The sequence below is a fragment of the Streptomyces sp. NBC_00224 genome (genome assembly GCF_041435195.1).
GTDB lineage: Bacteria > Actinomycetota > Actinomycetes > Streptomycetales > Streptomycetaceae > Streptomyces.
Window position 1 is genome coordinate 4,129,602 of the sequence record NZ_CP108106.1, and the last position, 25,363, is coordinate 4,154,964.

General features: G+C 72.3%; 19 protein-coding genes and 1 tRNA gene. 12 read left to right on the plus strand and 8 right to left on the minus strand.

Annotation, left to right across the window (positions count from 1 at the left end; genetic code table 11):
* Positions 1-59 precede the first annotated feature (59 nt).
* Positions 60-740 carry an HNH endonuclease family protein gene (locus tag OG965_RS18255; RefSeq protein WP_371653143.1) on the minus strand — a complete coding sequence of 227 codons (681 nt, stop codon included), beginning with the start codon at positions 738-740 and terminating at the stop codon, positions 60-62.
* 251 nt (positions 741-991) lie between these two features.
* Here OG965_RS18255 and OG965_RS18260 point away from each other — a divergent pair, with 251 nt between their 5' ends.
* Positions 992-1,234, plus strand: a complete 243-nt coding sequence (locus tag OG965_RS18260) for an antitoxin (protein WP_371653144.1) — start codon at positions 992-994, stop codon at positions 1,232-1,234.
* Between the two features lie 84 nt (positions 1,235-1,318).
* On the opposite strand, the gene mfd is transcribed toward OG965_RS18260, so the two are convergent.
* The gene (gene mfd, locus OG965_RS18265; protein WP_371653145.1) at positions 1,319-4,852 is read right to left on the minus strand and encodes a transcription-repair coupling factor; all 3,534 of its coding nucleotides are present in this window, start codon (positions 4,850-4,852) and stop codon (positions 1,319-1,321) included.
* A gap of 249 nt (positions 4,853-5,101) precedes the next feature.
* Here mfd and OG965_RS18270 point away from each other — a divergent pair, with 249 nt between their 5' ends.
* From OG965_RS18270 to OG965_RS18285, 4 genes are all read left to right on the plus strand, one after another.
* Positions 5,102-6,262 carry an acyltransferase family protein gene (locus tag OG965_RS18270; RefSeq protein ID WP_371653146.1) on the plus strand — a complete coding sequence of 387 codons (1,161 nt, stop codon included), beginning with the start codon at positions 5,102-5,104 and terminating at the stop codon, positions 6,260-6,262.
* Between the two features lie 169 nt (positions 6,263-6,431).
* On the plus strand, positions 6,432-6,926 hold the full coding sequence (locus OG965_RS18275) for a SigE family RNA polymerase sigma factor (RefSeq protein ID WP_371653147.1): 495 nt from the start codon (positions 6,432-6,434) through the stop codon (positions 6,924-6,926).
* Positions 6,919-7,449, plus strand: a complete 531-nt coding sequence (locus OG965_RS18280; RefSeq protein ID WP_371653148.1) for a hypothetical protein — start codon at positions 6,919-6,921, stop codon at positions 7,447-7,449. Before OG965_RS18275 ends, OG965_RS18280 begins: the two co-directional genes overlap by 8 nt.
* Positions 7,450-7,515: 66 nt before the next feature.
* Complete coding sequence (locus OG965_RS18285; protein ID WP_371656976.1) at positions 7,516-8,895, plus strand: DUF2079 domain-containing protein; 1,380 nt, start codon at positions 7,516-7,518, stop codon at positions 8,893-8,895.
* Between the two features lie 78 nt (positions 8,896-8,973).
* Here the strand turns inward: OG965_RS18285 and OG965_RS18290 are convergent, their stop codons facing one another.
* Entirely contained in the window at positions 8,974-11,553 is a 2,580-nt protein-coding gene (locus OG965_RS18290) for an ABC transporter permease (protein ID WP_371653149.1), read from the minus strand.
* The gene (locus OG965_RS18295) at positions 11,550-12,338 is read right to left on the minus strand and encodes an ABC transporter ATP-binding protein (RefSeq protein ID WP_371653150.1); all 789 of its coding nucleotides are present in this window, start codon (positions 12,336-12,338) and stop codon (positions 11,550-11,552) included. Before OG965_RS18295 ends, OG965_RS18290 begins: the two co-directional genes overlap by 4 nt.
* 472 nt (positions 12,339-12,810) lie before the next feature.
* On the opposite strand from OG965_RS18295, the gene OG965_RS18300 reads away from it, so the two are divergent.
* Positions 12,811-13,143 (plus strand): DUF485 domain-containing protein, encoded by a 333-nt coding sequence (locus OG965_RS18300; RefSeq protein ID WP_371653151.1) that lies wholly within the window; start codon positions 12,811-12,813, stop codon positions 13,141-13,143.
* The gene (locus tag OG965_RS18305) at positions 13,140-14,738 is read left to right on the plus strand and encodes a cation acetate symporter (RefSeq protein ID WP_371653152.1); all 1,599 of its coding nucleotides are present in this window, start codon (positions 13,140-13,142) and stop codon (positions 14,736-14,738) included. Before OG965_RS18300 ends, OG965_RS18305 begins: the two co-directional genes overlap by 4 nt.
* Before the next feature lie 7 nt (positions 14,739-14,745).
* Here OG965_RS18305 and OG965_RS18310 read toward each other — a convergent pair whose 3' ends face one another.
* From OG965_RS18310 to OG965_RS18320, 3 genes are all read right to left on the minus strand, one after another.
* Entirely contained in the window at positions 14,746-15,648 is a 903-nt protein-coding gene (locus OG965_RS18310; RefSeq protein WP_371653153.1) for a cellulose-binding protein, read from the minus strand.
* Positions 15,649-15,856: 208 nt separating this feature from the next.
* Positions 15,857-18,475, minus strand: a complete 2,619-nt coding sequence (locus OG965_RS18315; protein ID WP_371653154.1) for an SUKH-4 family immunity protein — start codon at positions 18,473-18,475, stop codon at positions 15,857-15,859.
* 5 nt (positions 18,476-18,480) lie between these two features.
* Complete coding sequence (locus OG965_RS18320; protein WP_371653155.1) at positions 18,481-19,455, minus strand: SMI1/KNR4 family protein; 975 nt, start codon at positions 19,453-19,455, stop codon at positions 18,481-18,483.
* Between the two features lie 288 nt (positions 19,456-19,743).
* Between OG965_RS18320 and OG965_RS18325 the strand changes: the two genes are divergently transcribed.
* Complete coding sequence (locus OG965_RS18325) at positions 19,744-20,322, plus strand: YwqJ-related putative deaminase (RefSeq protein ID WP_371653156.1); 579 nt, start codon at positions 19,744-19,746, stop codon at positions 20,320-20,322.
* A 10-nt stretch (positions 20,323-20,332) separates the two neighbouring features.
* Positions 20,333-20,824: an SUKH-3 domain-containing protein gene (locus OG965_RS18330; protein ID WP_371653157.1), complete on the plus strand. Its 492-nt coding sequence runs from the start codon at positions 20,333-20,335 to the stop codon at positions 20,822-20,824.
* A 171-nt stretch (positions 20,825-20,995) separates the two neighbouring features.
* Here the strand turns inward: OG965_RS18330 and OG965_RS18335 are convergent, their stop codons facing one another.
* Positions 20,996-22,306, minus strand: coding sequence for a sensor histidine kinase (locus OG965_RS18335; RefSeq protein WP_371653158.1), 1,311 nt, complete (start codon positions 22,304-22,306; stop codon positions 20,996-20,998).
* A gap of 162 nt (positions 22,307-22,468) precedes the next feature.
* Here OG965_RS18335 and OG965_RS18340 point away from each other — a divergent pair.
* The 3 genes from OG965_RS18340 to OG965_RS18350 all read left to right on the plus strand — a co-directional run bounded on the left by OG965_RS18340 (position 22,469) and on the right by OG965_RS18350 (position 25,260).
* Positions 22,469-22,543: transfer RNA gene (locus tag OG965_RS18340), tRNA-Gln, on the plus strand.
* Between the two features lie 176 nt (positions 22,544-22,719).
* On the plus strand, positions 22,720-24,168 hold the full coding sequence (gene glmU / locus OG965_RS18345; RefSeq protein ID WP_371653159.1) for a bifunctional UDP-N-acetylglucosamine diphosphorylase/glucosamine-1-phosphate N-acetyltransferase GlmU: 1,449 nt from the start codon (positions 22,720-22,722) through the stop codon (positions 24,166-24,168).
* Between the two features lie 117 nt (positions 24,169-24,285).
* Complete coding sequence (locus tag OG965_RS18350; RefSeq protein ID WP_371653160.1) at positions 24,286-25,260, plus strand: ribose-phosphate diphosphokinase; 975 nt, start codon at positions 24,286-24,288, stop codon at positions 25,258-25,260.
* Positions 25,261-25,363: the final 103 nt, after the last annotated feature.

Here is a 25,363-nt window from a genome sequence, read left to right on the forward strand (position 1 = left end):
GCAGCGGCTGCCAGGACTGGGTGAAGACGGGCTGAGCCGTGAGGTCGAGCGGCCGGGCCTCACCCCGTGGGCAGCTTCTGCTGCGGGCACTCGGTGAGGACCTTCTTCATCGCCTCCTTCTCGGCGTCCGTCACCCACACCCCGTACTTTTTCTTGACGGCCACCTGGTCCGCCACGTACGTGCAGCGGCCCGCCGCGAACGTCGGCAGCCAGGTCGCCGCGTCGCCGTCGCTCTTGCGGCGGTTGGCGCTCGCGTCCACGGCCAGCAGGTTCAGCGGATCGTTGGCGAAGGCCACCCGCTTCTTCTTGTCCCACTGCTGGGCGCCCTTCTGCCAGGCGTCCGAGAGGGCCACCACATGGTCGATGTCGACCTTGCTGGCGCCCCGTACGAACTTGATGGTCTCGCCGGTGTAGACGTCCTTGGTCAGCGTCCCCGACGTGACGTCGCACTTGCCCTTGAACTTCAGGTCCGTGAGGTCCCGTTTGAGGATGTCCTCCCGGGTGGCGCAGCCGTTGGCGTCGGTGTCGGTCCAGCCCTTGCCGAACTGGTCCCGCGAATAACCGGTCTTCGCCGCCCGGCCCTTCACGGTGAGGGTGTCGACGGAGGCGAGGGCGCTTCCCTGCGCGGCGGGCGCGCCGGGCTTCGCCTTCTTGGCGTCGGTCTTGCTGTCGGAGCATCCGGTGAGGGCGAGCGCGGCCGCGAGCGCGGCGGCGGGAAGGGCGATTCGGTACGTACGCATCACAACGGGCCGTCCTCGAAGGAAGTTGGCGGAACCCCGCGATCCTATGGACCGATGGAGTCCTACCCGGCCACCCGGTGGCCATAGGGGCTCGAAGGCGGAAAGCCGCGGCCGGGCCGGGCGCCCGCGTACGGCGGCGCGGGGACCGCACCCCGGTGTGCCTCGGTCCACCGGCGGCGGCCCGCCCGCAGCGGGGCGGCGGCGCGTAGCGTCGTGACCGTCCCTGCCTCCCCCGACGAAGGAGACCGCGGATGGGGATCCTCGACCGTTTCAAGGACCAGGCGCAGAACAAGGCGGAGGACCTGGTCGACTCCGTCGGCGACCAAGTCGACGAGAAAACGGGCGGCAAGTTCGCCGGTCAGGTCGACCAGGCGCAGGACAAGGCGAAGGAAGCCCTCGGCATCGACGCGTCAGGGCAGCAGCCCGCCGAGGAGCAGCCCGCCGAGTCGCAGGCTTCCGAGCAGCGGCCCGGGGAGGAGCCGCCCCCGGCCTGAGCTTCCCGGCGGGCCACAGGCCGCAGGCCGGTGGGAGGACGGGTGGGCGGCGCCGTGACGGCGCCGCCCACCCGTCCTTCTCCGTCAGGACCCCAGGATCGTGGTGAGGAACTCCCCCGTCCACGCCAGCAGTTCGCGGCCCACCACCGGCTTGCCGCCGATCTTGCCGGTCGTCGGGCGCGGCACCAGGATCTGGTGTGTGGGCGCCTTGATGACCGTACGCGGGTGGAGCCGCTTCAGGCGCAGCTCCTGGGACTCGCGCAGCTCCACCGGGGCGAACCGGATGTTGCTGCCCTGGAGCACGATCTCGCCGACCCCGCAGGCCCGCGCCAGCATCCGCAGTCCGGCCACGAGGAGCAGGTTCTCGACCGGCTCGGGCAGCTTGCCGTACCGGTCGGTGAGCTCCTCGCGGACCGCCCTGATGTCCTCCTCGGAGTTGGCCGAGGCGATCGCCCGGTAGGCCTGGAGGCGCAGCCGCTCGCCCGGCGCGTAGTCGTGCGGGACGTGTGCGTCGACCGGCAGCTCGATCTTGACCTCCAGCGGCGGCTCCTCCTCCACCCCGCCCTCGACGGCCGCCCTGTAGTCGGCCACCGCCTCGCCGACCATCCGGATGTACAGGTCGAAGCCGACGCCCGCGATGTGTCCCGACTGCTCGCCGCCGAGCAGGTTGCCCGCGCCGCGGATCTCCAGGTCCTTCATCGCCACGTACATGCCCGCGCCCATCTCCGTGTGCTGGGCGATGGTCGCCAGGCGCTCGTGGGCGGTCTCGGTGAGCGGCTTCTCCGGCGGGTAGAGGAAGTACGCGTATCCGCGCTCGCGGCCCCGGCCGACGCGGCCGCGCAGCTGGTGGAGCTGGGAGAGGCCGAAGTTGTCGCCGCGCTCGACGATCAGCGTGTTGGCGTTGGAGATGTCGATGCCGGACTCGACGATCGTGGTCGAGACGAGCACGTCGAACCGCTTCTCCCAGAAGTCGACGACGACCTGCTCCAGCTGGCTCTCGCCCATCTGGCCGTGGGCCGTGGCGATCCGCGCCTCGGGGACGATCTCGCGCAGCCGGGCGGCCGCCCGGTCGATGGACTCGACCCGGTTGTGGATGTAGAAGACCTGGCCCTCGCGCAGCAGTTCGCGGCGGATCGCGGCGCCGATCTGCTTCTCCTCGTACGGCCCCACGAAGGTGAGCACCGGGTGGCGCTCCTCCGGCGGGGTGGTGATCGTCGACATCTCGCGGATGCCGGTGACCGCCATCTCCAACGTACGGGGAATGGGCGTCGCGGACATGGTCAGCACGTCGACGTTGGCGCGGAGCTTCTTCAGCTGCTCCTTGTGCTCGACGCCGAAGCGCTGCTCCTCGTCGACGATGACCAGGCCGAGGTCCTTGAACTTGGTCTCCGAGGAGAAGAGGCGGTGGGTGCCGATGACGAGGTCGACGGCGCCGTCCTTGAGCCCCTCCAGGGTCGCCTTCGCCTCGGTGTCCGTCTGGAAGCGGCTCAGCGCCTTCACATTGACCGGGAACTGCCCGTACCGCTCGGAGAACGTGCCGAAGTGCTGCTGGACCAGGAGCGTGGTGGGGACCAGGACCGCCACCTGCTTGCCGTCCTGGACCGCCTTGAAGGCCGCGCGGACCGCGATCTCGGTCTTGCCGTAGCCGACGTCGCCGCAGATCAGCCGGTCCATCGGGACCGTCTTCTCCATGTCCTCCTTGACCTCGGCGATGGTGGAGAGCTGGTCGGGCGTCTCCGCGTACGGGAACGCGTCCTCCAGTTCGCGCTGCCAGGGGGTGTCCGGGCCGAACGCGTGGCCGGGGGCGGCCATCCGCGCCGAGTACAGCTTGATCAGGTCGGCGGCGATCTCCTTGACCGCCTTCTTGGCCTTCTGCTTGGTCTTGGTCCAGTCTGCGCCGCCGAGCCGGTGCAGCGTCGGGGCCTCGCCGCCGACGTACTTGGTGACCTGCTCCAGCTGGTCGGTGGGGATGTAGAGCCGGTCGCCGGGCTGGCCGCGCTTGGCGGGCGCGTACTCGACGAGCAGATACTCGCGGGTGGCGCCCTGGACGGTCCGCTGGACCATCTCCAGATAGCGGCCGACGCCGTGCTGCTCGTGCACGATGAAGTCGCCGACCTGGAGGGTGAGCGGGTCGATGGTCTTGCGGCGGCGGGCCGGCATCCGGCCCATGTCCTTGCTGACCGTGCGCTGCCCGGTCAGATCGGTCTCGGTGAGCACGGCGAGCCGCAGGGCCGGGTCGATGAACCCGTGCTCGACGGCGCCGCAGGCGACATGGACCACCGAGGGGCTGATTTCGGCCAGATCTGCGTCGAGTCTCGCGGCGATGCCCTCGCCGCCGAGGACCTCGACGGTCCGGGACGCGGGGCCGTGGGCCTCCGTGACGTACACCGTGCGCCAGCCGTCCGCGAGCCACTGCTTGGTGTCCGCGAGCGCCCGCTGGGTGTCGCCCCGGTAGGTCTCCGGCGCGTGCATGCCGAGCTTGAGCGTCTCGTCGTCCAGGTCGGTGTCGTCGGCCGCGAAGGGCGAGACCGACCACCACATCATGCCGAGCTCGCGGGCCCGGTCGCGGACGTCCGCGATGCCCCACAGCGAGGCCGCGCCGACGTCGATCGGGGCGTCCCCGCCCCCGGCCGTCGCCGCCCAGGAGGCCTGGAGGAACTCCTGGCTGGTCGCCACCAGGTCGGTCGCCCGGGTGCGCACCCGCTCGGGGTCGCAGACGACCGCCATAGCGCCCTTGGGCAGCACGTCGAGCAGCAGCTCCATCTCGTCGACCAGGACCGGCGCGAGGGACTCCATGCCCTCGACCGCGATCCCCTCCGCGATCTTGCCGAGCAGCTCGCCCAGCTCCGGGTGCGCCTCGGCCAGCGCGGCGGCCCGGCTCCGCACCTCGTCGGTGAGCAGCAGCTCGCGGCAGGGCGGCGCCCACAGACCGTGCTCGGCGACTTCGAGCGACCGCTGGTCCGCGATCTTGAAGTACCGGATCTCCTCGACGTCGTCGCCCCAGAACTCGACCCGGAGCGGGTGCTCCTCGGTCGGCGGGAAGACGTCCAGGATGCCGCCGCGGACCGCGAACTCGCCGCGCTTCTCGACCAGTTCGACCCGGGAGTACGCGGCCGCCGCCAGGCCCTCCACGATCTCGTTCAGATCCGCCGCCTGCCCGGTCCGCAGCGCCACGGGCTCCAGCTCCCCGAGCCCCTTGACCTGGGGCTGGAGCACCGAGCGGATCGGCGCGACCACCACGCTGACCGGGCCCGCCGCCGGGTCGTCGTCCCGGGGGTGCGCCAGCCGGCGCAGCACGGCGAGCCGGCGGCCCACCGTGTCGCTGCGGGGCGAGAGGCGCTCGTGCGGCAGCGTCTCCCAGGACGGATACTCCGCCACCTCGTCCGGAGGCAGGAGGGAGCGCAGCGCCGCCGCCAGGTCCTCCGCCTCGCGCCCGGTCGCGGTCACCGCCAGCACCGGGCGCCCGGTCTCGCGGGCCAGCGCGGCCACCGCGAAGGGCCGCGCGGCGGGCGGGCCCACCAGGTCGATGTGCATCCGGTGGCCGTCGGTGGCGGCCTTCACCGCTTCGGCGAGCGCCGGGTCTCGTACCACCGCGTCCAGCAGACCGTGCAGGCTCATGAAGGGATCCATCCCGGGGAGAGGGCAACGCGAACCGCCCGACACGTCGTACGGGCCGGGGTTTCCCAGCCTACGGCGTGGGTGTGACAGCCGCGCGGGAAGCAAGCCAGGGGGCGCACGTGGGCCGGATCACCCCTTTGGCGGTACCCCTGAGCAAAGGGTGAGCCTTTGCAAATCTTGTGGAACCCCATAGGCTCGCCCGGACGTGCCGAACGCCTGGCAAGACGGCGGCGTCGCGGTGACCACGCCATGAAATCAGTGCCCGAGGGGAACCCGCTCGACATGCCCGACCAGGCGCGGACAGCGCTCCTTCAGCCCGAGCCGGTGCTCAGCGGCACCAGCACCCCGCAGCGGACCGGCTCCACGGTCGAGGGGAGCCGCCCGAGCCGTATCTACGCGCTCGACGGTCTGCGCCTCCTCGCGGCCCTCATGGTCGTCATGTTCCACTACATGGCACTCACCGGACGATGGCCGGAATCCGACTCCCGGGCCAGGTTTCCGGCCACTTACCCCATCGCCGCCTACGGCTGGCTCGGCGTCCAGCTCTTCTTCCTCATCAGCGGCTTCGTGATCTGCATGAGCAGCTGGGGCAAACCGCTCCAGTCGTTCTTCGTCTCGCGGGTGGTGCGGCTCTACCCCGCGTACTGGTTCGCGGTCATCGCCACCACGGTGGTCGTGACGGCCGTCCCGAACGGGCTGAAGGCGCAGGCGTTCTCCGACGTCCTCACCAATCTCACGATGTTCCAGGAACCGATGGGCGTCGAGAGCGTCGACAGCGTCTACTGGACCCTCTTTGCCGAACTACGGTTCTATTTGCTGTTCGCAGTGGTGGCCTGGCGTGGGCTGACGTACCGCCGTGTCCTCTTCTTCTGCTGCGCCTGGGCGGTGGCCAGCGCACTCGCCTACCAGTCCGACGACAGCACGATCCGGATGATCGTCATGCCGGACAACAGCTGGTGCTTCATCGCGGGTGTCGCGTTCTATCTGATGTACCGGTTCCGGCCGAACCTGATGCTCACCGGCATCGTCCTGTTCTGCGCCGCCGCCTCCCTGCCCTCCGCCCACCGCACCTGGGAGCACGCCCAGGAGCGCCTCACCCACCCGCTGCCGGACTGGCCGGTCACCGCGATCATGGGGGCGTGCTTCGCGGTGATGGGCCTGGTCGCCACCGGGAAGCTGTCCTGGATCAAGTGGCGCTGGCTGCCGTACGCGGGCGCGCTGACGTATCCGCTCTACCTCCTCCACGAGTACATCGGCTGGGAGATCATCGGCGCGCTCTCGCCCCAGGTGAAGCCGATCCCGCTGGTCAGCGGGGTGATCGCGCTGATGCTCGCGGTGTCCTGGCTGGTGCACCGGTACGTGGAGCGGCCGCTCGGCAAGCGGCTCAAGCAGGGCCTGCAGAAGCTCTGAGACCCGTTCGGGGACCGGTCCCGGAACCCCTTTCGGGACCCCCTCCGCGAGCCGTCCCGCGACCCGTCCGAAAATTCTTGCGGTGACCTGTCAACCGAAAGGCCGCCGCCAGGCGTACATCCCGTGAGACCTGTCCGCCGACAGGTCTGTCCATCCGACGGGAGCCGCCTTGACCGACGACGAGTTCGAGGAGTTCTACGCTCACTCGGTCAAGGACCTGGTCGGCCAGGTCTATCTGATGACCGGCGACCTCCACGAGGCGCAGGACGTCGTCCAGGAAGCGTTCGTACGGGCCTGGGGCCGCCGCGCGAAACTGCGACGCGAGGCCGGGCCCGAGGCGTGGATCCGCACCGTCGCCTGGCGGCTCGCGGTGAGCCGCTGGCGCCGGCGCCACCGGGCCGGTGAGGCCTGGCGGCTGCACAGCGGCGGCCGCTCCGAAGCCGCGCGCGGCCCCGACCCGTCCTCCGTCGCACTCGTCGACGCCCTGCGCCTGCTCTCCGAACGCCAGCGGCGCGTGGCCGTCCTGCACTACGTCTGCGATCTCACCGTCGAGCAGGTGGCCGCCGAGACCGGCCTGTCCACCGGCACGGTGAAGACGCACCTCTCCCGGGCGCGCGCAGCGCTGCGGCCCCACCTCACCTCCGAGGAGGAACAGGGTGTCTGAATTCCCCCATGGCTCCCCCGACGCCGACGGCCGCGAAGGCGATCCGGCCCTGGCCCGGGCGCTGAAGCGGGCCGCCGCCGAGAGCGGGCGCCGGATCGTGCCGGAGCCGTCCGCCCGGGTCGCCGAGCGCGGGCTGCGGCGCCGTCGCCGCAGCCTCGCGGCGACCGCCGCCTGTGTCGTGTGCCTGGTCGCCGGTACGGGCGCGGTGGCCGCGCTGCGGCTCCAGGGCGATCCAGCGGTGACGGTTCCGGCCGACCCGCCCACGCCGTCCGGCACGCCCTCCGGCTCGCCGTCGTACGGCACGCCGTCGCGGAGCCCGTCCGACGGCCGCACTCCCTCGCCCGGCGGGTCCGGCTCGGCGTCCCGCTCAGTCCCCTCGTCGAGCATGCCTCCACCCAGCCCTCCCGCCAGCTCATTCGGCAGCGCCCTGCCCGGCGGCCCGGGGGACACCGGCTCACCCACCCCGAACGGCCACGCGAGCCCACCGGTGACCCCCACCGCCACCCCGTCCCGCATCCGCTGACCCGAGGACCTCACCGTGCACGGAGCTCTACTCGCGCTGCCCGAAAACCGGGTCCGGCCCGACCTCATACCGGATGACACCGCACCCAAGAGCCGGATACGCGCGCCCGGCACCCGCGACCCGTACCTCCTCGCCGCCGCGCTCTTCGCCGCGTACGCCACCGTCTCCGTGCTCCGGTACCGGCGGATGGAGACGCTCTCCTGGGACCTGGGGATCTTCGAGCAGGCGGTCCGGGGCTACGCCCAGCTGCGCGCCCCCGTCGCCGACCTCAAGGGGCCGGGCACCAACATCCTCGGGGACCACTTCAGCCCCGTCACCGCGCTGCTCGCCCCCTTCTACCGGCTCTTCCCGACCCCCGTCACCCTGCTCGTCGCCCAGGCCGCGCTGTTCGCGCTCTCGGCCGTGCCCGTCACCCGGGGCGCCGCCCGGCTGCTCGGCCGGGGCGCGGGGCTCGCGGTGGGTGTCGCCTACGGCCTGTCCTGGGGGCTCCAGCGGGCCGTCGACTTCGACTTCCACGAGATCTGCTTCGCCGTGCCGCTGCTCGCCTACGCCCTGGAGGCCGTACTCACCCGGCGCTGGCGGGCGGCCCTGTGCTGGGCGCTCCCGCTCGTCCTGGTCAAGGAGGACCTGGGGCTGACCCTGGCGGCCGTCGCGGTGGTCGTCGCCCTGCGCGCCCGGCGGAGCTCGCCGCGCACCGCCGCGTACGCGCTCGGCGTCGCCGCGTTCGGCATCGCGGCCGTCGCGGTCACCCTCACCGCGGTGATACCGGCCTTCAACTCGACCGGCGCGTACGACTACTGGGGCAAGACCACCGGCGCGGGACCCTTCGCCGCCACCGGCACCAAGCTGCGCACCCTGCTGTGGCTGCTGCTCCCCACCGGGCTGCTCGCGGTGCGCTCCCCGCTGTTCCTGGCCGCCGTGCCGACGCTGGGCTGGCGGTTCCTCTCCTCCGACGACCACTACTGGTCCACCGACTGGCACTACAGCGCCGTGCTGATGCCCGTCCTCGCGCTCGCCCTGGCCGACGCCGTGGACACCGGCCGCCGCAGCCCGCGCCCCTGGCTGCGCACGTACGCCCGCCAGCTGCCCGCCGCCGCGGCGGCCGCCGCCCTCGCGCTGACCTCCTCGCTGCCGCTGTACTCGCTCACCGAGGCGGCCACGTACCGCAAGAGCGCCGAAGTCCGCGAGCGGGAGCGGATGCTGGCGACCGTCCCGGACGGGGCGACCGTCGAGGCCGACGTCGGGCCGATCTCCCGCCTCACCTCCCGCTGCCGGGTGTTCTGGGTCGGCGACACCCGCCGGGTCGTCCCCGAGTACATCGCGCTCGACAACGTCTCGGGCTGGGCCGGGAACCCGCTGGAGTACGCCCGCGGGCTGCACCCGGGCACCCGGTACGCGGTGGCGGGCGTGGCGTACGGATACGTACTGCTGAAGCGGCAGACATAACGGGGGCTCAAAAATGAAGCGGCCCCGGGGAGTTCGGAAGAACTCCCCGGGGCCGCCCCGCCGACCCCCGTACGGCGGCTATTCGCTCGCGATAGCTCCGAGCACGTTCATTCGGCCCGCCCGGAAGGCCGGGACCAGGGCGGCGAACAGACCCACGAACGCCGAACCGACGAAGACCGTGATGATCGTCGGCCACGGGATGTCCAGGACGCCCAGGCCCTCCAGGGCCAGCAGCTTCTGCGCGGTCGTCCCCCAGCCCATGCCCAGGCCCAGGCCGAGCAGGGCGCCGAAGAGGGCGATCACCACCGACTCCAGACGGATCATCCGGCGCAGCTGGCGGCGCGAGAGGCCGATGGCGCGCATCAGGCCGATCTCCCGGGTCCGCTCGACCACCGACAGGGCCAGGGTGTTCACCACACCGAGCACCGCGACGATGATCGCGAGGGCCAGCAGGCCGTACACGATGTTCAGGAGCTGGCCGATCTGGTCCTTCAGGTCCTTCTTGAAGTCCGTCTGGTCCTGCACCTTGTACTGCGGGTACGGCTTGAGGGCCGCCTTCAGCGAGGCGTACGCCTCCTTGGCCTTGCCGTCCTCCGCCTTGGCGAACATGATCATGTTCTTCGGCACCCGGTCGGCGGGCAGATAGCGCTCGGCGGTCGTGACGTTGGTGTACATCGCGCCCTTGTCGACATTGGTGTCGTCCGAGGTGATCGCCGCGACCTTGAGGTGGGCCGTGCGGCCGCCCTTGAAGGCGACGGTCAGGGTGGAGCCCACCTTGACCTTGTGCTCCTCGGCGAACTTGTCGCCGACGGACATCGCGTCCTTGCCGTACGCCTCGGAGAGCTTGCCGGAGACCGTCTCGCGGCGCAGGTCCTGGACGTAGGTCGGGCTGGCCGCTGCGAGGTCCTCGCTGCTGGTCTTGCCGTCCGGGGTGGTGATCTTCGCGTCCACCGACTTGTAGTCGGTGACGTGGGCGATGCCCGGCGTCCTGCGCAGGGCGTCGGCCGCCTGCGGCACGATCGGCCGACCGTCGTTGCTGCCCGACTGGACGATGAAGTCCGCGCCGACCGACTTGTCGAGCTCGGCGGTGGCGGAGGCGACCATCGAGGAGCCGACCACCGAGAGGCAGGCCACCAGGGCGAGCCCGATCATCAGGGCCGCGCCGGTCGCTCCGGTACGCCGCGGGTTGCGCAGCGCGTTGCGCTCGGCCATCCGGCCCACGGGGCCGAACATCCGCAGCACCAGGACACTGATCACCCGCACCACACCGCTCGCGAGCAGCGGGCCGATGATCACGAAGCCGATGAGCGTGAGCACCACGCCGAGGGCGAGGACGCCCGCGCCGGAGCTGGCCTTGTCGGCGTGGGCCGCCGCGTAGAGCGAGGCGGCCCCGGCGCCGGTCAGCACCAGGCCGATGATCGCCCGGATCAGGCCCGCCTTGCCGTCAGCCGGCGTACCGGCGTCGCGGAGCGCGGCCATCGGGGAGATCTTTCCGGCCCGCCGGGCCGGGAGGTAGGCGGCGAGGACGGTGACCACGACGCCGAGCAGCATGCCGACCAGCGGCGTCGTCCACTTGACCGTCAGGTCGTCGGTGGACAGCTCCAGGTCCAACGAGCCCATGAGCTTCATCAGGCCGACGGCCAGGCCGACGCCCGCGCCGACTCCGAGGACGGAGCCGAAGAAGCCGAGCAGCAGCGCCTCGGCCAGGACCGAGCGGTTGACCTGCTTGCGGCTGGAGCCGATCGCCCGCATCAGACCGATCTCGCGGGTGCGCTGGGCGACCAGCATCGAGAAGGTGTTGATGATCAGGAAGATGCCGACGAGGAAGGCGATTCCGGCGAAGCCGAGCATCGCGTACTTCATCACGTCGAGGAAGGAGCCGAGCGAGTCGCGGTTGGTCTCCTTGTTCTCGGCGGCGGTCTCCACCTTGTACGTACCGGCGCCGATCTTGGCGTCGACGTTCTGCTTCAGCTGCTTGTCGCTGACGCCGTCGGCGGCGGTGAGCGTGACGGTGGTGAACAGACCCGTCCGGCCGAGCAGTTCGCGCTGGGCGGTGACGGTGTCGAAGTAGACGATCGCCACGCCCGGGTTGGTCACCTTGAAGGAGGCGATGCCGGTGATCTTCGCCTTGAAGTCGCCGGTGACGGCGATGGTGCGCAGCTCGTCGCCGATCTTCAGATCGTGCTTGTCGGCGGTGTCGGCGTCGACCATCACCTCGGTCGGGCCGCGCGGGGCGTGGCCGGAGGTGATCTCCATCGCCTTGAGGTCGTTGGCGGTCCAGTTGCCCGCGAGCGTGGGGCCTCCGTTGGAGGAGCCCATGTTCTCGTTCTCGGAGTTGACGACCGTGACACTGGAGCTGGAGATGCCGCCCTCGGCGGACTTCACCCCGGCGGCGCCGCGCGCCTTCTCCAGGACCGAGGCGGGCAGCGTCTCGGGCGTGCCGGTCTGCGGCCGGTCGTCGGGCTTCGCGTTCTTCGGGGTGACGGTGACGTCGGCCGCGGTGGCGGCGAAGAGCTTGTCGAAGGTGGTGTTCATGGTGTCGGTGAAGACGAGCGTGCCGCACACGAACGCCACCGAGAGCATGACCGCGACGGCCGAGAGGGCCATCCGTCCCTTGTGCGCGAAGAAGTTGCGCATCGAGGTCTTGAGCACGGTCACGACGTCCGCCCCCGAGCGTCGAAGTCCTTCATGCGGTCGAGCACGGCGTCGGCGGTCGGGCGGAACATCTCGTCGACGATCCGGCCGTCCGCGAGGTAGAGCACCCGGTCCGCGTAGGAGGCGGCGACCGGGTCGTGGGTGACCATCACGATGGTCTGGCCCAGCTCGTCCACCGAGCGGCGCAGGAAGCCGAGGACCTCGGCGCCGGCGCGGGAGTCCAGGTTTCCGGTCGGCTCGTCACCGAAGATGATCTCGGGCCGGGCCGCGAGGGCGCGGGCCACCGCGACGCGCTGCTGCTGGCCGCCGGAGAGCTGGGTCGGGCGGTGCTTGAGCCGCCCGGCGAGCCCGACGGTCTCCACCACGCGGTCCAGCCACTCCCGGTCGGGCTTGCGGCCCGCGATGTCCATCGGGAGCGTGATGTTCTCCAGGGCGTTGAGCGTCGGCAGCAGGTTGAACGCCTGGAATATGAAGCCGATCCGGTCGCGGCGCAGCTGCGTGAGCTTCTTGTCCTTGAGGCCGGTGATCTCGGTGTCGTCCAGATAGATCTGGCCGCCCGAGACCGTGTCGAGCCCGGCCAGGCAGTGCATCAGCGTGGACTTGCCGGAACCCGACGGGCCCATGATCGCGGTGAACTGCCCGCGGGCGATGTCCACGTCCACGTGGTCGAGGGCCACGACGCGGGTCTCCCCCGACCCGTACGCCTTGACGACCTGGCGCGCCCGAGCCGCGACCGCCGTTTGCCCTCCAGTACCCCCGTGCCTGGGAATGGTCACAGCCGTTGTCACGGTTCTTCTCCTCGTTGCGAGTCAGTGCGTGTCATGCGTACGTCTTGAGTCTGGCGATCGGGGGCCCCAGGCACCCTGGTGCCCAGCGGTGTCTTGTTGCTGGGGCTAACCCCACCTCCCACCTGCGGCTCCCCGTAGCCGCTCGGTGTAAGACCACGTTAAAGAACCGCTCCCCCTCTTCTCGTCCTCCGCCAGGACGAACGCCCCCTGCCCTGAAGTAGGGAGGAACCCGTAGGGGCTCTCCACCCCAGGGCTGAGTCGGAACGCGAAGGCCTCCACCCACCGCGCCGTCCGTGGCATCCGCGCCGACGGGGTCGCAGGCATCACTACCCGCACTCATTACCCACGGTAACTATCCCCCCGTACCGAAAAGTTCGCCCCAAGGGCTCCCCAGAGCGCATACCGACCGGTAAGTTCGCCGCCACCCACCAGCGCTTCCGGCTTCCCCGTCCCCCTCTGCAAGGAGCAGCCGATGCCGCACCACCGCTCGTCCCCCGGCATCCCCCAACTCCGCACCGCCTACCGTCTGTTGCGGCGCGTCTCCACCCTCACCGCCCTCGGGTACTTCGTTCTCTTCCTTGTCCTCTCCGGGTACGCCCCCGGCTTCCTCGGCCGTCACATCTCCGGCGGCCTCACCGCCGGACTCCTGCTCGGGCTCTGCCAGTTGCCGGTGACGCTGGCCGCGATAGCCGTGTACGAGTGGACCGCCCAGCGGACCGTCGACCCGCTCGCCGCCGCCATCCGCCACCAGGCGGCGCAGCGCCCGCCGAACTCCCGGCGGTACACGGACGGAGCCGCCCGATGACCGGATTCGCCTCCGACGCCCGGGCCATGTCCCTGATCGCGTTCATCGCGGTGATCAGCGTGACGCTGCTGCTCTGTGTGATGACCGCGCCCGACCGCGACGACCTCGGCGAGTTCTACACCGGCTCCCGCTCGCTCTCCCCGCTGCGCAACGGCCTGGCCATCGCCGGCGACTACGTCTCGGCGGCCACCGTGCTCAGTACGGTCGGGGTCATCGCGCTGACCGGGTACGACGGCCTCGTCCTCACCCTGAGCACCGCGCTCTCGCTGGTGCTGCTGATGTTCCTGCTGGCCGAACCGCTGCGCAACGCGGGCAGGTTCACCATGGGCGACGCGTTCGCCCGGCGGGCGCCCGGCCCCGCCGTCCGGGTCACCGCGTGCCTGGTCACGCTCGCCGCGCTGCTGCCGCTGATGGTGGTCCAGCTGGCCGGCGCGGGCGACCTCATCGCCTTCGTCCTGGGCTTCGGCGCCGCCGAGTTCAAGACCGGCTGCATCGTGATGCTCGGCCTGCTGATGATCGGCTACGCGGCGATCGGCGGCATGAAGGGCACCGCCTTCATCCAGGCGGTCAAGACCGTCGTCCTCACCCTCTCCTCGCTCGCCGTCGCGGCCCTGATCCTGCACCGGTACGGATGGAGCCCCGGGCTGCTGCTCGGCGAGGCGGCCAAGGGCAGCGGCGCGGGCCCGGCGTACCTCTCCTCCGGGCTCCAGTTCGGCGGCGACTCGCTGGACATGATCAGCTCGGAGCTGACGTTGGTGATCGGCGCGGCCTGTCTGCCGCACATCACCATGCGGATGTACAGCGCCCGCAGCGCCCGCGCGGTCCGGCGCTCGCTCTCCTGGGCGGTGTCGGCGGTCGTGGTGATCTCCCTCGCGCTGATCGTGATCGGCTTCGGCGCGGCGGCCGTGGTGGGCCGCCAGGCCATCACCGAAGGAGACCCGCAGGGCAAGACGTCACTGCTGCTGACCAGCCAGGCGATCGTCGGGCCGCACGCCTCGACGCTGGGCACGCTGCTCTTCACGGCGGTCGCCACGGCGATCTTCATGACCCTGCTGGCCTCGATCTCCGGGATGACCCTGGCGTGCGCCAACTCGCTCGCCCACGACCTGGTCGCACACGGGCTGCGCGGCCGGTCCGGGGTGCGGGACGCCACCGAGACGAACACGGCCCGGGTGGCCGCGCTCGCCGTCGGGATCCCGGCGATCGCGCTGGCGACGGCGGCCCAGGACCACAACCTCCAGCCGCTGGTCACCCTCTCGTTCTGCCTGGGCGCGTCCGCGCTGGCGCCGGCCCTGATCCTCAGTCTGTTCTGGCGCCGCTACACCCGCGCGGGGCTGCTGTGCACGCTGATCGGCGGGACGGTGTTCACGGCGCTGGTGATGACCGGCACGAAGCTGGTGTCGGGCTCGCCCCAGTCCGTCTTCCCCACCCATGACTTCAACTGGTTCCCGTTCACCACGACGGGCATCGTCTCCATCCCGTTCGGCTTCGCGGCGGGCTGGCTGGGCACGTTCCTGAGCCGCCGCGACGTCTACGCCCAGCGGCAGCAGTACGAGGCGGTGGAGGGGTGGATCCTGGCCGGGGCGAGGCGGTGAGCCGCCCTCACCCCTCCGCCGGGGCCCGCCCCGTCAGCCCCGCCAGGCTGCTCCGCACATGCGCCATGTGCGCGACGGTCTCCTCCCGGGCCTCGGCGTGCTCCCGCAGCACCCCTTCCGTATCGCGCCCGATCCGCTCGGCCCGCACCCGCGCCGCCGCGACCAGCTCCGCGCCCCGCGCCTCCGCGTCCTCCTGACCGTGGCGGGCGGACTCCTGGGCCTCGGCGCAGGCCCGCCCCGCCTCGGCCAGGGCCGCTTCGGCGTGCGCGGTCAGCTCGGCGTGGCGGGCGTCCAATTCGGCTTCCCGCGCGGCCACTTCGCGGTCGAGGGCCTCGCCGCGCCCGGTGTGCTCGTGCGCCTGCTCGGCCAGTGCGGCGCCGGTCCGCTCGCGCACCTCGCGCAGCGCGTCCGCCGCCTCCGCCCGCCGTTCGTGCGCCTCGGAGCGGGCCTCGTCGAGGTGTTCGTCGGCGGTCGTCCGTGCGGCGAGCAGCAGTTGCTGGGCCCGGGCCTCGGCGTCCGCGCGGAGTGTCTCCGCGTACTCGCGGGCGCTTTCGCGCGCGAGGCGCCCGGCCGTGTCCGCCGAGTCGCGCACGCCCGCCGCCTCCTCGTGGGCGCCTGCCCGTACGGCGTCGGCCTCCTCGACCGCGAGGGCGTACAGCGTCTGGGCCCGGCGGCCGAGCGACTCGTACGACTGCGGGCCGAGCGCCGCGACCCGGTCGCGCAGGGCGGCCGCCTCCGCCTCCATCCGCTTGGCGAGGACGGTGAGCCGCGCCGCCCGCTCCCACGCGGCGTCGCGGTCCTCGCCGAGGACGGCCAGCTGGCGGTCGACCTGGTCCGTCCGGTAGCCCCGGCCGCCCCGCACGACGGCGAAGCCCTGGGGTGGCTGCGGTGGTTCGGGCGCTGCACTCATCGTTGACGTCCTCCGACCTCTACGGCTTCTCCGGTCCTGCGGCCACATACTCCTGGATCGAAGCGAAGTGGTCATAACACGACACTCCGCCCATCCGTAACGGCCAAGGATGCGTCAATTCCTGTCAGAACCGAAAAGGCGACGAGGCGCCCGCCGCGTGGGTGCGGCGAACGCCTCGTCGTATCAACGTACTTATGCGCCTACATACTCAGAGCAGTCCGTCCCAGAACTGTTCGAGCAGCACCGACCACCAGCTCTCCGGCGAGGCCAGTGCCGCCGGGTCGAGCGCGGCGAGCTGGGCCTGGAAGTCGACCGTCCAGCGGCCCGCCTGCTCGGGGTTGAGCCCGTAGCGCAGCCGCCACATACGGCCGAGCAGCGCCATGCACCGTACGAACTCGGGGAGTCCGCTGTTCACGAACTGCGGCGGTACGGACTGGCCGCCCGGGCCCGCCTCCACCGGCACCGCGACGATGTTCGCGGTGCCGTACTGGACGCAGATCGCGCGGCCGAAGTCCGAGCCCATGACCAGGTACGAACCCGCGTCCGGGGCGGGATGCACCTGGCGCTGGGCGGCGAGTTCGGCGAGCGTCGGGACCGGCTGGCCGGGCACCGCCTGCGCCCAGAAGAACGGCCCGAAGTCGGCCGGGAGCCCCGCCCACACCAGCGTGACCGCGACGGCCTCGGGCACGCCCTGGCGGGACACCGCCCGCTGGTCGAAGCGGAAGACGCCCTGCGGGCCGAAGGCACCGGCGAGCTCGTGCGCGACGCCCTCCGGGGGGAGCGGCGGCGCGGGCTGCACCTGCGGCAGCGGCGCGCGCACCGGCTGCGGCCGGGCCGGGCCGTCCGCGACCTGCGCCAGCTCGCCCTGGTGGGTGAGCAGGTGCTGGACGCCCTGGCGGCGGGAGGCGTGGTCCGTGCCGTACGGGGCGACCGAGGTGATCCGCACCTGCGGCCAGGTCTCCCGGATCATCCGGGCGCAGTAGCCGCCGGGCAGCTCGCACGAGGCCAGCTCGGTGTGCAGCTCCAGGACGTGGTCCGGCGGCACGTTCATCCCGCGCAGCTCGTGGAAGATCTGCCACTCGGGGTGCGGGATGCCGGGCGCGGACCGCCGGATGAGCTGCTGCTCGGACCCGTCGGCGGCGCGGTACCGCAGCACGGCCTGGTACCCCGGCCCGACGGTCGGCAGACCGGTGGGCTGCTGGGGGTAGCCGTACGCGGGCGGCTGCGGGGGCTGGGGCGCGCCGGGCCCCATCTGGGCGGGCCCGGCGAGCATGGTGGCGGCGTGGTGCACACCACCGGGCCCGCCGGGCACGCCGGGTGCGGCAGGTGCGGCAGGTGCGGCAGGCACGCCGGGCTGGCCGGGAGCCCCGGGCGGACCGGGCGGCTGGGGCGCGCCGGGCCGCCCGCCGGCCCCCAGCTGGCTCGGGTCGGCGAGCATGGTGGCGGCGTAGTGCGCACCGCCCCCGCCGCTCCCGCCGGGAACGCCGGGCGGGCCGGGAGGCTGCGGCGCACCGGGCACGCCGGGAGGCCCGGGCGGCTGCGGCGCACGACCGGCACCGGGGGCGCCGGGCGGACCGGGAGGCGCGGGCGGCTGGGGTCCACCGAGCTGGCTCGGGTCGGCCAGCATCGTCGCGGCATGGTGCACCCCGCCCCCGCCCGGAGGCGGCGGCGTGGGCGGCCCGGCGGGCTGCGGCCCGTCGGGCCCGAGCTGCGAGACCATCTGCGTGGGTACGTACGCGGGCGCCGGGGTCCCCCCCGGCCGGGCCCCGGGAACCCCGGGCTCCCCGGGCGGCGGCGGAGTGGTCCCCCGGGCCCCACGCGGCGGAGCGGCCTTACTGGTGGCGGCATCGGCGATGTCGGCGGCCCGTGCGCCGGGGGCGCCGGAGGCGCCAGGACCGGGGGCCACGCCCGGGCCACCGGGCAGGCCGGGAACACCGGCGGCACCGGGAGCACCCGGGCCCACCGGCGCACCCGGCGCCTGCGGGTCGAGGGCCGGGGCGATGGCCGTCCGCGGAAGCTGGCTGCCGCCCTGGAGCAGGGCCGTCTTCGCCTCGGGCAGGGCCCTCGGCGGCGGGGTGTCGTCGGCGTCCGAACCGGACAGCGGCGGGGCGAACACCGTCGCCGGAAGCGGTACGGAACCGGCGTCCGACCCGGCGTTCGTGTCCGTACCGGCCCACGGGGTCGCCCCCGACGGCACGTCGGCGGTCGGCGTCGGCCACGCGACACCGCCGGACGGCGCGGGCGCCGGGGCGGGCGGGGGCGTCGCGCCGGGCCAGGCGGGACCGGGCTGCGCGGGACCGGGCTGTGCAGGCGCGTGCTGTGCAGGTGCGGGCTGCGCAGGCGCGGGCGTCGGCGCGGCCGCGGCGGGTACGGGTGCCACCGGCTCCGGCGCAACGCCGGACCCCGCACCCCCGTCACCCGGCGTCCCGCCGGCCTCCCGGCGGTCCGGAATGCCCATCCTGTCCGCCGCCTCCTGGAGCCACTCCGGGGGCGTCAGCAGGAACGACGTCTGGTTGAGGTCGATGCGTTCGGGCGGGGGCGCGGGGACCGCGTCCTCGGGCTCGTCCGGCACGCCGTACTCCTCCTCGTACCGGCGGATGACCTCACCCACCGGCAGACCGGGCCACAGCGTGGCCTCTCCGCTGTCCCGGGCGATGACGAGCCGCTGACGGCCGCCGTCCGAGGACGGGCCTTCGGCGCGGTCCTCGGCCCACACCACGAAGCCCAGCTCGAACTCCCGCACCCGCACCTCACGGTGCTGGTACGCGGGCACGTCCCCGTTGATCCACTCTTCCGCGCGCTCCTGCGCCTGGGCGAAGGTCACCATCACACTCACTCCCCCACCGGCACGGCGTGCGCGAAGCCGCCGTCCACCATCAGGTTCGCCACGGTCTCCAGCTCCGGCGGGTTGCCCGCGAGCCGCTGGAGGAAGTCGTCGAAGTCCGTCCCGCAGGGCAGCAGCAGCCGCTCCACGCGCTCCTGCACGCTCCAGCCGTCCTGGTCGCGCGCGTCGTCGTACGCGCAGAACCAGACCGAGCCGATGGCGGAGCCCTTCACCTTGACGGCGAGGATGCCGCCCTGCACGAAGGCCACAGCCAGGTAGTCCTTGGTCAGATGGTCGCGCAGACACTTGTTGATGTAGACGAGGTCGTTGACCGCCGCCTGGTCGCGCACCGTGAAGAACGGCTGGTCCACCAGGAGCCCCAGCTCCGCGTCGAGCGCCGTGCCCACCGGCGCACAGCCGCCCGCCGCCTTCAGGAACGCCCGGTACGCACCCGGCAGCCGGTACCCCAAGTCCTCCTCCACACCGAGGAGTTGGGACTCGGAGACCGAGACCAGGCCCTTGGGCAGGCCGAAGTGCGCCGGGCGCGTCTCCTGGAGCGGGCGGGTGCCGCGCTTGTCCTGGTCGACGTTGGTCGTCGCCAGACCGCCGTGGTGCCGCAGCAACGCCTTCACCTCGACCGGGACCAGCTCCAGGCGGCGGGTGCCGGGCACGTGGTGCCAGGTCCAGCCGTGCGGGGTGGCCACGGCGGGGACGGTGTCCCACAGCTCGTGGCCGTCGGCGGCGAGCGCCGCGTTGGCCGACACGTAGTCGGTCAGCCGCAGCTCGTCCACGCCGAAGCCCTCCGGCGGCTCCGCGATCTCGGCGGCCGCGCGCGCGTACGCGGAGAAGTCCGGGTGCCCATTGCCGTCCACCCGCACCCCTCTGGGGTGGCGGGAGGCGCGGACCGGGTCCGGGAAGTTCACGACCTGTCCGGCATAGGCCGCGTTCGGTGGCGCGGCGTGCCCGAGCCGACCTGTCGTCATGGCGGATGCCCCCTGCGTGCGAGCTGCTGCGTCTGGCTGGTGAGGACCAGACTATGCGGTGGGGCAATACCGGGTCCCGGCCCCGCACCCGGGCCCCGCACCACCGTGACCAGGTGTCACAACCGGGTCACCGTGCGGCGATGGTGACGACACGGACGTAGTGACATCAGAGCCCCAGCTTCCGTACCACTGGGCACATTTGGCAGTCTGTTCCCGCAACGGGGCGTTAACGGGGGCGTTGACACCGGCTTGCGGACAGTGCCGGCAACGGGAGGGACAGCGAGCACCATGCACGGAACGACCGACATATCGGGTACGGCGGCCGACGCCTCCCGGGCGGGGGACCCCCGGGCCGGGGCCCCGGGGGCAGGGGACCCGCGCACCGGCGACCCGCGTCTGCAGTGGAGCACCACGGTCGCCTCCGCGCCCGTCCTGCTGTACCGCCGCGACGGCATCCTGCCCGCCGTGGCCGCCGCGCTCTCGGTCCGGGGCGAGACGCTGACCTGCACCGCGGGCAAGGGCGACCAGCCGCCGGCCCTCCACCCGCTCGTACAGGACTTCCACGACACCCTCACCAGCGGCCAGCGCGAGCGGTTCACCGGGCGCTGCCCGGAGGCGATCCTGCTCTCGCGCCAGCTCTCCTCCCTGGAGTCGGCCCGCGCGGGCAAGTCGCGCAGGTCCGGACGCAAGCCCCTGACCCACGGCGAGGCCCGCCGCGCGCTCAAGCACGCCAAGGTGACGGCCCGCCGCATCCGCGAGGACGGCGACCCGCTGCACGGCAGCTACGCGCCGCCCTGCCGGTCCTGTACCGCGCTCCTCGCCCACTTCGGCGTACGCGCCGTCGACCCCGCCGCCGAGAAGGGCTGAACCGAACCCGATGCCGGACGTGTCCACCACCCGCTTCCCCGTCCCCGTCGACGCCGCGCTGCGCGCCGCCGGATGGCACCCCGGCCGCTGGGACATCAGGCAGGCCGAGGCCTGGGCCGACGTGCTGCGCTCGCACGCCTCGCCCGCCGGGCACCGGCACACCGTGTTCCCGGCGGCCGTGGAGGCGTGGGCCGAGTTCGGCGGCCTGCGGCTGACCGCACCGGGCCCCGGCCGCCACAACGCGCCCGCGACGATCCGCTTCGACCCGGTGGCGGGCCTGCACCTGGCCCGTACGTTCGCGGACCTCGGCCGCGCCCTGGAAACCGAGCTGGCCCCACTCGGCGAGGAGGGCGACCAGCAGGCGGTCCTCGCCATCGACACCGAGGGCCGCGTCTACAGCATCGACCACACGGGCGACTGGTACCTGGGCGCGGACCTGGACCTGGCCCTGAACACGTTGGTGACGGGAGTCCAACCGATCCGTCTGACGTCCCCGCGCTGACGACACTCTTGTAGCGCTTCGTCTGCGGGCCGGTGGGGGCTGGTCGCGCAGTTCCCCGCGCCCCTAGGGGGTTGCGTCTCAGCAGGCCGGCGACCACGCCCCCCTTCAGGGGCGCGGGGAACTGCGCGGCCAGCCCCCACCGGCCCGCAGTCGGAAACGAGACCGCACGCCCTACGGCGCCACCCGGTCCGGCAGCACCGCCGACACCCGCCAACCCCCCGCATCGGTGACCCCGGAAACGAACACGCCCCCCAGGGCAAGGACGCGCTCACGCATCCCGACCAGCCCATTGCCCCCACTGGGAAGCCCGGCATCCGCCGTCGCCCCGTCCGCCGGCCCGTTCTCGACCTGCATCGCGACCTCGTCGTCCCGATGGGCGAGCCGGACCATCACCTTCGCCCCCGCCGCGTGCTTGTGCACATTCGTGAGCGCCTCCTGCACCACCCGGTACGCGGTCTGCTCCACCAGCGCGTCGTAGAGCCGCACCGCGCCGTGGACCGTCATCTCGACCACCATCCCGGCCTCCCGGGACTGGCCGACCAGCGCCTCGATGTCGGCCAGGCACGGCCCCTCCTCGGCGGCGGCCGCGGCAGCCGCGGCGGCCGCGCCCACGGCCGCGAGCGGGACCGGCGCCGAAGCCTCGGCCCGCACCGCCTCCCCGGTCCGCAGCACCCCGAGCATCTCGCGCAGCTCGGTCAGCGCCTGGCGGCCCATGTCGCCGACGAGCACCGCGTTCTTGACGGCCTTCTCCGGGTCCTTGCGGGCGACCGCCTGGAGCGCGGCGGCGTGCACCACCATCAGGGACACCCGGTGGGCGACCACGTCGTGCATCTCGCGGGCGATCCGGGTGCGCTCCTCCGTACGGGCCCACTCGGCGCGCTCCTCCGCGCGGTCCGCGAGCAGCGAGAGCTCCCGCTCCAGCGAGTCGGCGCGCTCGCGCAGGGACTCCATCAGCCGCCGCCGGGCCCCTATATAGAGCCCCAGGAGCAGCGGCGGGGCGGTCAGGCCGAGCGCCATCACCCCGGAGAAGAGCGGGACCAGCCAGCGCCCGCCGTTGAAGGCGCCGTCGTCGACGCTCTGGTTCATCCGTACGAAAGTGACGATGAACGTGCCCGCCAGACACATTCCGGCCAGCGCGGCGGTGATGCGGCGCGGCACCTCGGAGGCGGCCAGCGTGTACAGCCCGACGATGCCGAGCAGAAAGCCCATGTTGGCCGGGGTCACGGCGATCGAGACCAGCACGACCGCGACCGGCCAGCGCCGCCGCGCGGCCAGGGTCACCCCGGCGGCCAGGCCGAACAGCACTCCGGCCGGTACGGGGACCCCCGCGTCCCCGGCGAACTTCACACCTTCCAGTGCGCACTCGAACGCGGAGGCCAGCCCCAGTCCGATGTCCAGGACGGCACTGCGCCGCCGTTCCCACCACCACCAGCCGCGGGAGGTCGTCCCCGCGGAGTCGTGGTCTGCCCCCGTTGCGGTCATGCCATCCAGCCTACGGGCGCCCGCCAGCGATTTTCCGGCGACTTCGGCCGTCCTCGCGGCGATCACCGTGATCGGCACCGTCGCACGGAAGGGGCTCGGTACGGCATAGTGTGGGGTGCCGATCCGGTGACCTGACGCAATGTCCGGTCGAACCGGTTTCCATCCCCCGTGGTGTAATTGGCAGCACTGAGGCTTTTGGTGCCTTATGTCCGGGTTCGAGTCCTGGCGGGGGAGCCAGCGCAGTTCGGGTCCTGACCACAACGGTCGGGACCCGGTTGTTTTTCCCCGCCGCTCCCTTTCTGTTCTCCTCCCGCCGACTTCTGTTCCGCTCCCGCCGACCCTCCTGGCATTTCGGCCCCCAGACCCCCCGGTATCCTGCGGATGTCCACCACACAAAGCCGAAGGGCATTCCCGTGAGCGCCAATCCCCCGGCAGCCGTCGTCGTCCTCGCCGCGGGTGAGGGCACCCGTATGAAGTCGGCCACCCCCAAGGTCCTGCACGAGATCTGCGGGCGCTCGCTCGTCGGCCACGTCGTGGCGGCCGCCCGCGAGCTCGACCCCGAGCACCTCGTCGTGGTCGTCGGCCACGCCCGCGAGCAGGTCGGCGCCCACCTCGGCGCGATCGACGCCTCGGTGCGCACCGCCGTCCAGTACGAGCAGAACGGCACCGGCCACGCGGTCCGGATGGCCCTCGAAGAGCTCGGCCAGACGATCGAGGGCACCGTCGTCGTGGTCTGCGGCGACACCCCGCTGCTCACCGGCGCCACGCTGGCCGCCCTGACCCGTACGCACGAGCAGGACGGCAACGCCGTCACCGTGCTCACCGCCGAGGTCCCCGACTCGACCGGCTACGGCCGGATCGTGCGCGACGGCGCGTCCGGCGCGGTCACCGGGATCGTCGAGCACAAGGACGCCACGGACGCCCAGCGCGCCATCAAGGAGATCAACTCCGGCGTCTTCGCCTTCGACGGCGCCCTGCTCGCGGACGCGCTCGGCAAGGTCCGCACCGACAACAGCCAGGGCGAGGAGTACCTGACCGACGTCCTCGGCATCCTGCGCGAGGCCGGGCACCGCGTCGGCGCCTCGGTCGGCGGCGACCACCGCGAGATCCTCGGCATCAACAACCGCGTCCAGCTCGCGGAGGCCCGCCGGCTGCTCAACGACCGCCTTCTTGAGCGCGCGATGCTCGCGGGCGTGACCGTCGTCGACCCGGCCACCACCTTCGTCGACGTCACCGTCACCTTCGAGCAGGACTCGCTGGTCCACCCGGGCACCCAGCTGCTCGGCGGCACGCACCTGGGCCGCGGCGCCGAGGTTGGCCCCAACTCCCGGCTGACCGACACCAAGGTGGGCCCGGACGCGCGCGTGGACAACACCGTGGCGTACGACTCCGAGGTCGGCGAGGGCGCGTCGGTGGGCCCGTACGCCTATCTGCGCCCGGGCACCCGCCTCGGCGTGAAGGCCAAGATCGGCACGTACGTCGAGACCAAGAACGCGACGATCGGCGAGGGCACCAAGGTCCCGCACCTGTCGTACGTGGGTGACGCCACCATCGGCGAGTTCACGAACATCGGCGCCGCGAGCGTCTTCGTGAACTACGACGGCGAGGCCAAGCACCACACCACGATCGGCTCGCACTGCAAGACGGGCTCGGACAACATGTTTGTTGCTCCTGTCACAGTGGGGGACGGCGCCTACACCGCGGCCGGGTCCGTCATCACCAAGGACGTACCCGCCGGTTCGCTGGCCGTCGCGCGCGGCCAGCAGCGGAATATCGAGGGCTGGGTGGCCCGCAAGCGGCCGGGCAGCGCGGCCGCGCAGGCGGCTTCGGCCGCCTCCGAAGAGGCCGTTGGCGAAAACTGACCGGAAACATCTGCGCCTGTCACGGCGTACCGTGATAGGCGCACACGATTCGGCTGGCTCGTCGCCAAGGGACCGCGCGGGCTCAGCAGCAGAAGACACCTCTGAGGAGACAGTGCTGTGACCGGGATCAAGACGACCGGCGAGAAGAAGCTGATGCTCTTCTCCGGCCGCGCCCACCCCGAGCTGGCCGAGGAGGTCGCGCACCAGCTGGGTGTCGGCCTCGTGCCGACGAAGGCCTTCGACTTCGCCAACGGTGAGATCTACGTCCGCTTCCAGGAGTCGGCGCGCGGCGCCGACTGCTTCCTGATCCAGAGCCACACGGCTCCGATCAACAAGTGGATCATGGAGCAGCTCATCATGATCGACGCGCTGAAGCGCGCGTCGGCCCGCTCCATCACCGTGATCGTGCCGTCCTACGGGTACGCCCGCCAGGACAAGAAGCACAAGGGCCGCGAGCCGATCTCGGCGCGGCTGGTCGCGGACCTGCTGAAGACCGCGGGTGCCGACCGCATCCTCACGGTCGACCTGCACACCGACCAGATCCAGGGCTTCTTCGACGGCCCGGTCGACCACCTCACCGCCCTGCCGGTCCTCGCGGACTACGTGGGCGCCAAGGTCGACCGCTCCAAGCTGACGATCGTCTCCCCGGACGCCGGCCGCGTGCGCGTCGCCGACCGCTGGTGCGACCGCCTGGACGCGCCGCTGGCGATCGTCCACAAGCGCCGTGACAAGGACGTCGCCAACCAGGTGACCGTCCACGAGGTCGTCGGTGACGTCAAGGGCCGCGTCTGCGTCCTGGTCGACGACATGATCGACACCGGTGGCACCATCTGCGCCGCCGCCGACGCCCTGTTCGCGCACGGCGCCGAGGACGTCATCGTGACGGCCACGCACGGCATCCTGTCCGGCCCCGCCGCCGACCGTCTGAAGAACTCCAAGGTCAGCGAGTTCGTCTTCACGAACACCCTGCCGGACCCGTCCGACCTGGAGCTCGACAAGATCACGGTCCTGTCGATCGCCCCGTCGATCGCCCGCGCGGTCCGCGAGGTCTTCGAGGACGGCTCGGTGACGAGCCTCTTCGAGGAGCAGTAGGCAGCACCGCTCCAAAAGATCCTTTTGGGTACGGCCTCCCCGCCGGGTAGACTCATCGAGTTGCTCGGCGAGGGAGGCCGTACCCGTAGGTACGGCGGTCCGT

Bases quoted from the DNA above. Each gene is read 5' to 3' on its own strand.
- OG965_RS18255 (WP_371653143.1), bottom strand. From the start codon at position 740: ATGCGTACGTACCGAATCGCCCTTCCCGCCGCCGCGCTCGCGGCCGCG.
- OG965_RS18260 (WP_371653144.1), top strand. From the start codon at position 992: ATGGGGATCCTCGACCGTTTCAAGGACCAGGCGCAGAACAAGGCGGAG.
- mfd (WP_371653145.1), bottom strand. From the start codon at position 4,852: ATGAGCCTGCACGGTCTGCTGGACGCGGTGGTACGAGACCCGGCGCTC.
- OG965_RS18270 (WP_371653146.1), top strand. From the start codon at position 5,102: ATGAAATCAGTGCCCGAGGGGAACCCGCTCGACATGCCCGACCAGGCG.
- OG965_RS18300 (WP_371653151.1), top strand. From the start codon at position 12,811: ATGCCGCACCACCGCTCGTCCCCCGGCATCCCCCAACTCCGCACCGCC.
- OG965_RS18305 (WP_371653152.1), top strand. From the start codon at position 13,140: ATGACCGGATTCGCCTCCGACGCCCGGGCCATGTCCCTGATCGCGTTC.
- OG965_RS18310 (WP_371653153.1), bottom strand. From the start codon at position 15,648: ATGAGTGCAGCGCCCGAACCACCGCAGCCACCCCAGGGCTTCGCCGTC.
- OG965_RS18315 (WP_371653154.1), bottom strand. From the start codon at position 18,475: ATGGTGACCTTCGCCCAGGCGCAGGAGCGCGCGGAAGAGTGGATCAAC.
- OG965_RS18320 (WP_371653155.1), bottom strand. From the start codon at position 19,455: ATGACGACAGGTCGGCTCGGGCACGCCGCGCCACCGAACGCGGCCTAT.
- OG965_RS18325 (WP_371653156.1), top strand. From the start codon at position 19,744: ATGCACGGAACGACCGACATATCGGGTACGGCGGCCGACGCCTCCCGG.
- OG965_RS18330 (WP_371653157.1), top strand. From the start codon at position 20,333: ATGCCGGACGTGTCCACCACCCGCTTCCCCGTCCCCGTCGACGCCGCG.
- OG965_RS18335 (WP_371653158.1), bottom strand. From the start codon at position 22,306: ATGACCGCAACGGGGGCAGACCACGACTCCGCGGGGACGACCTCCCGC.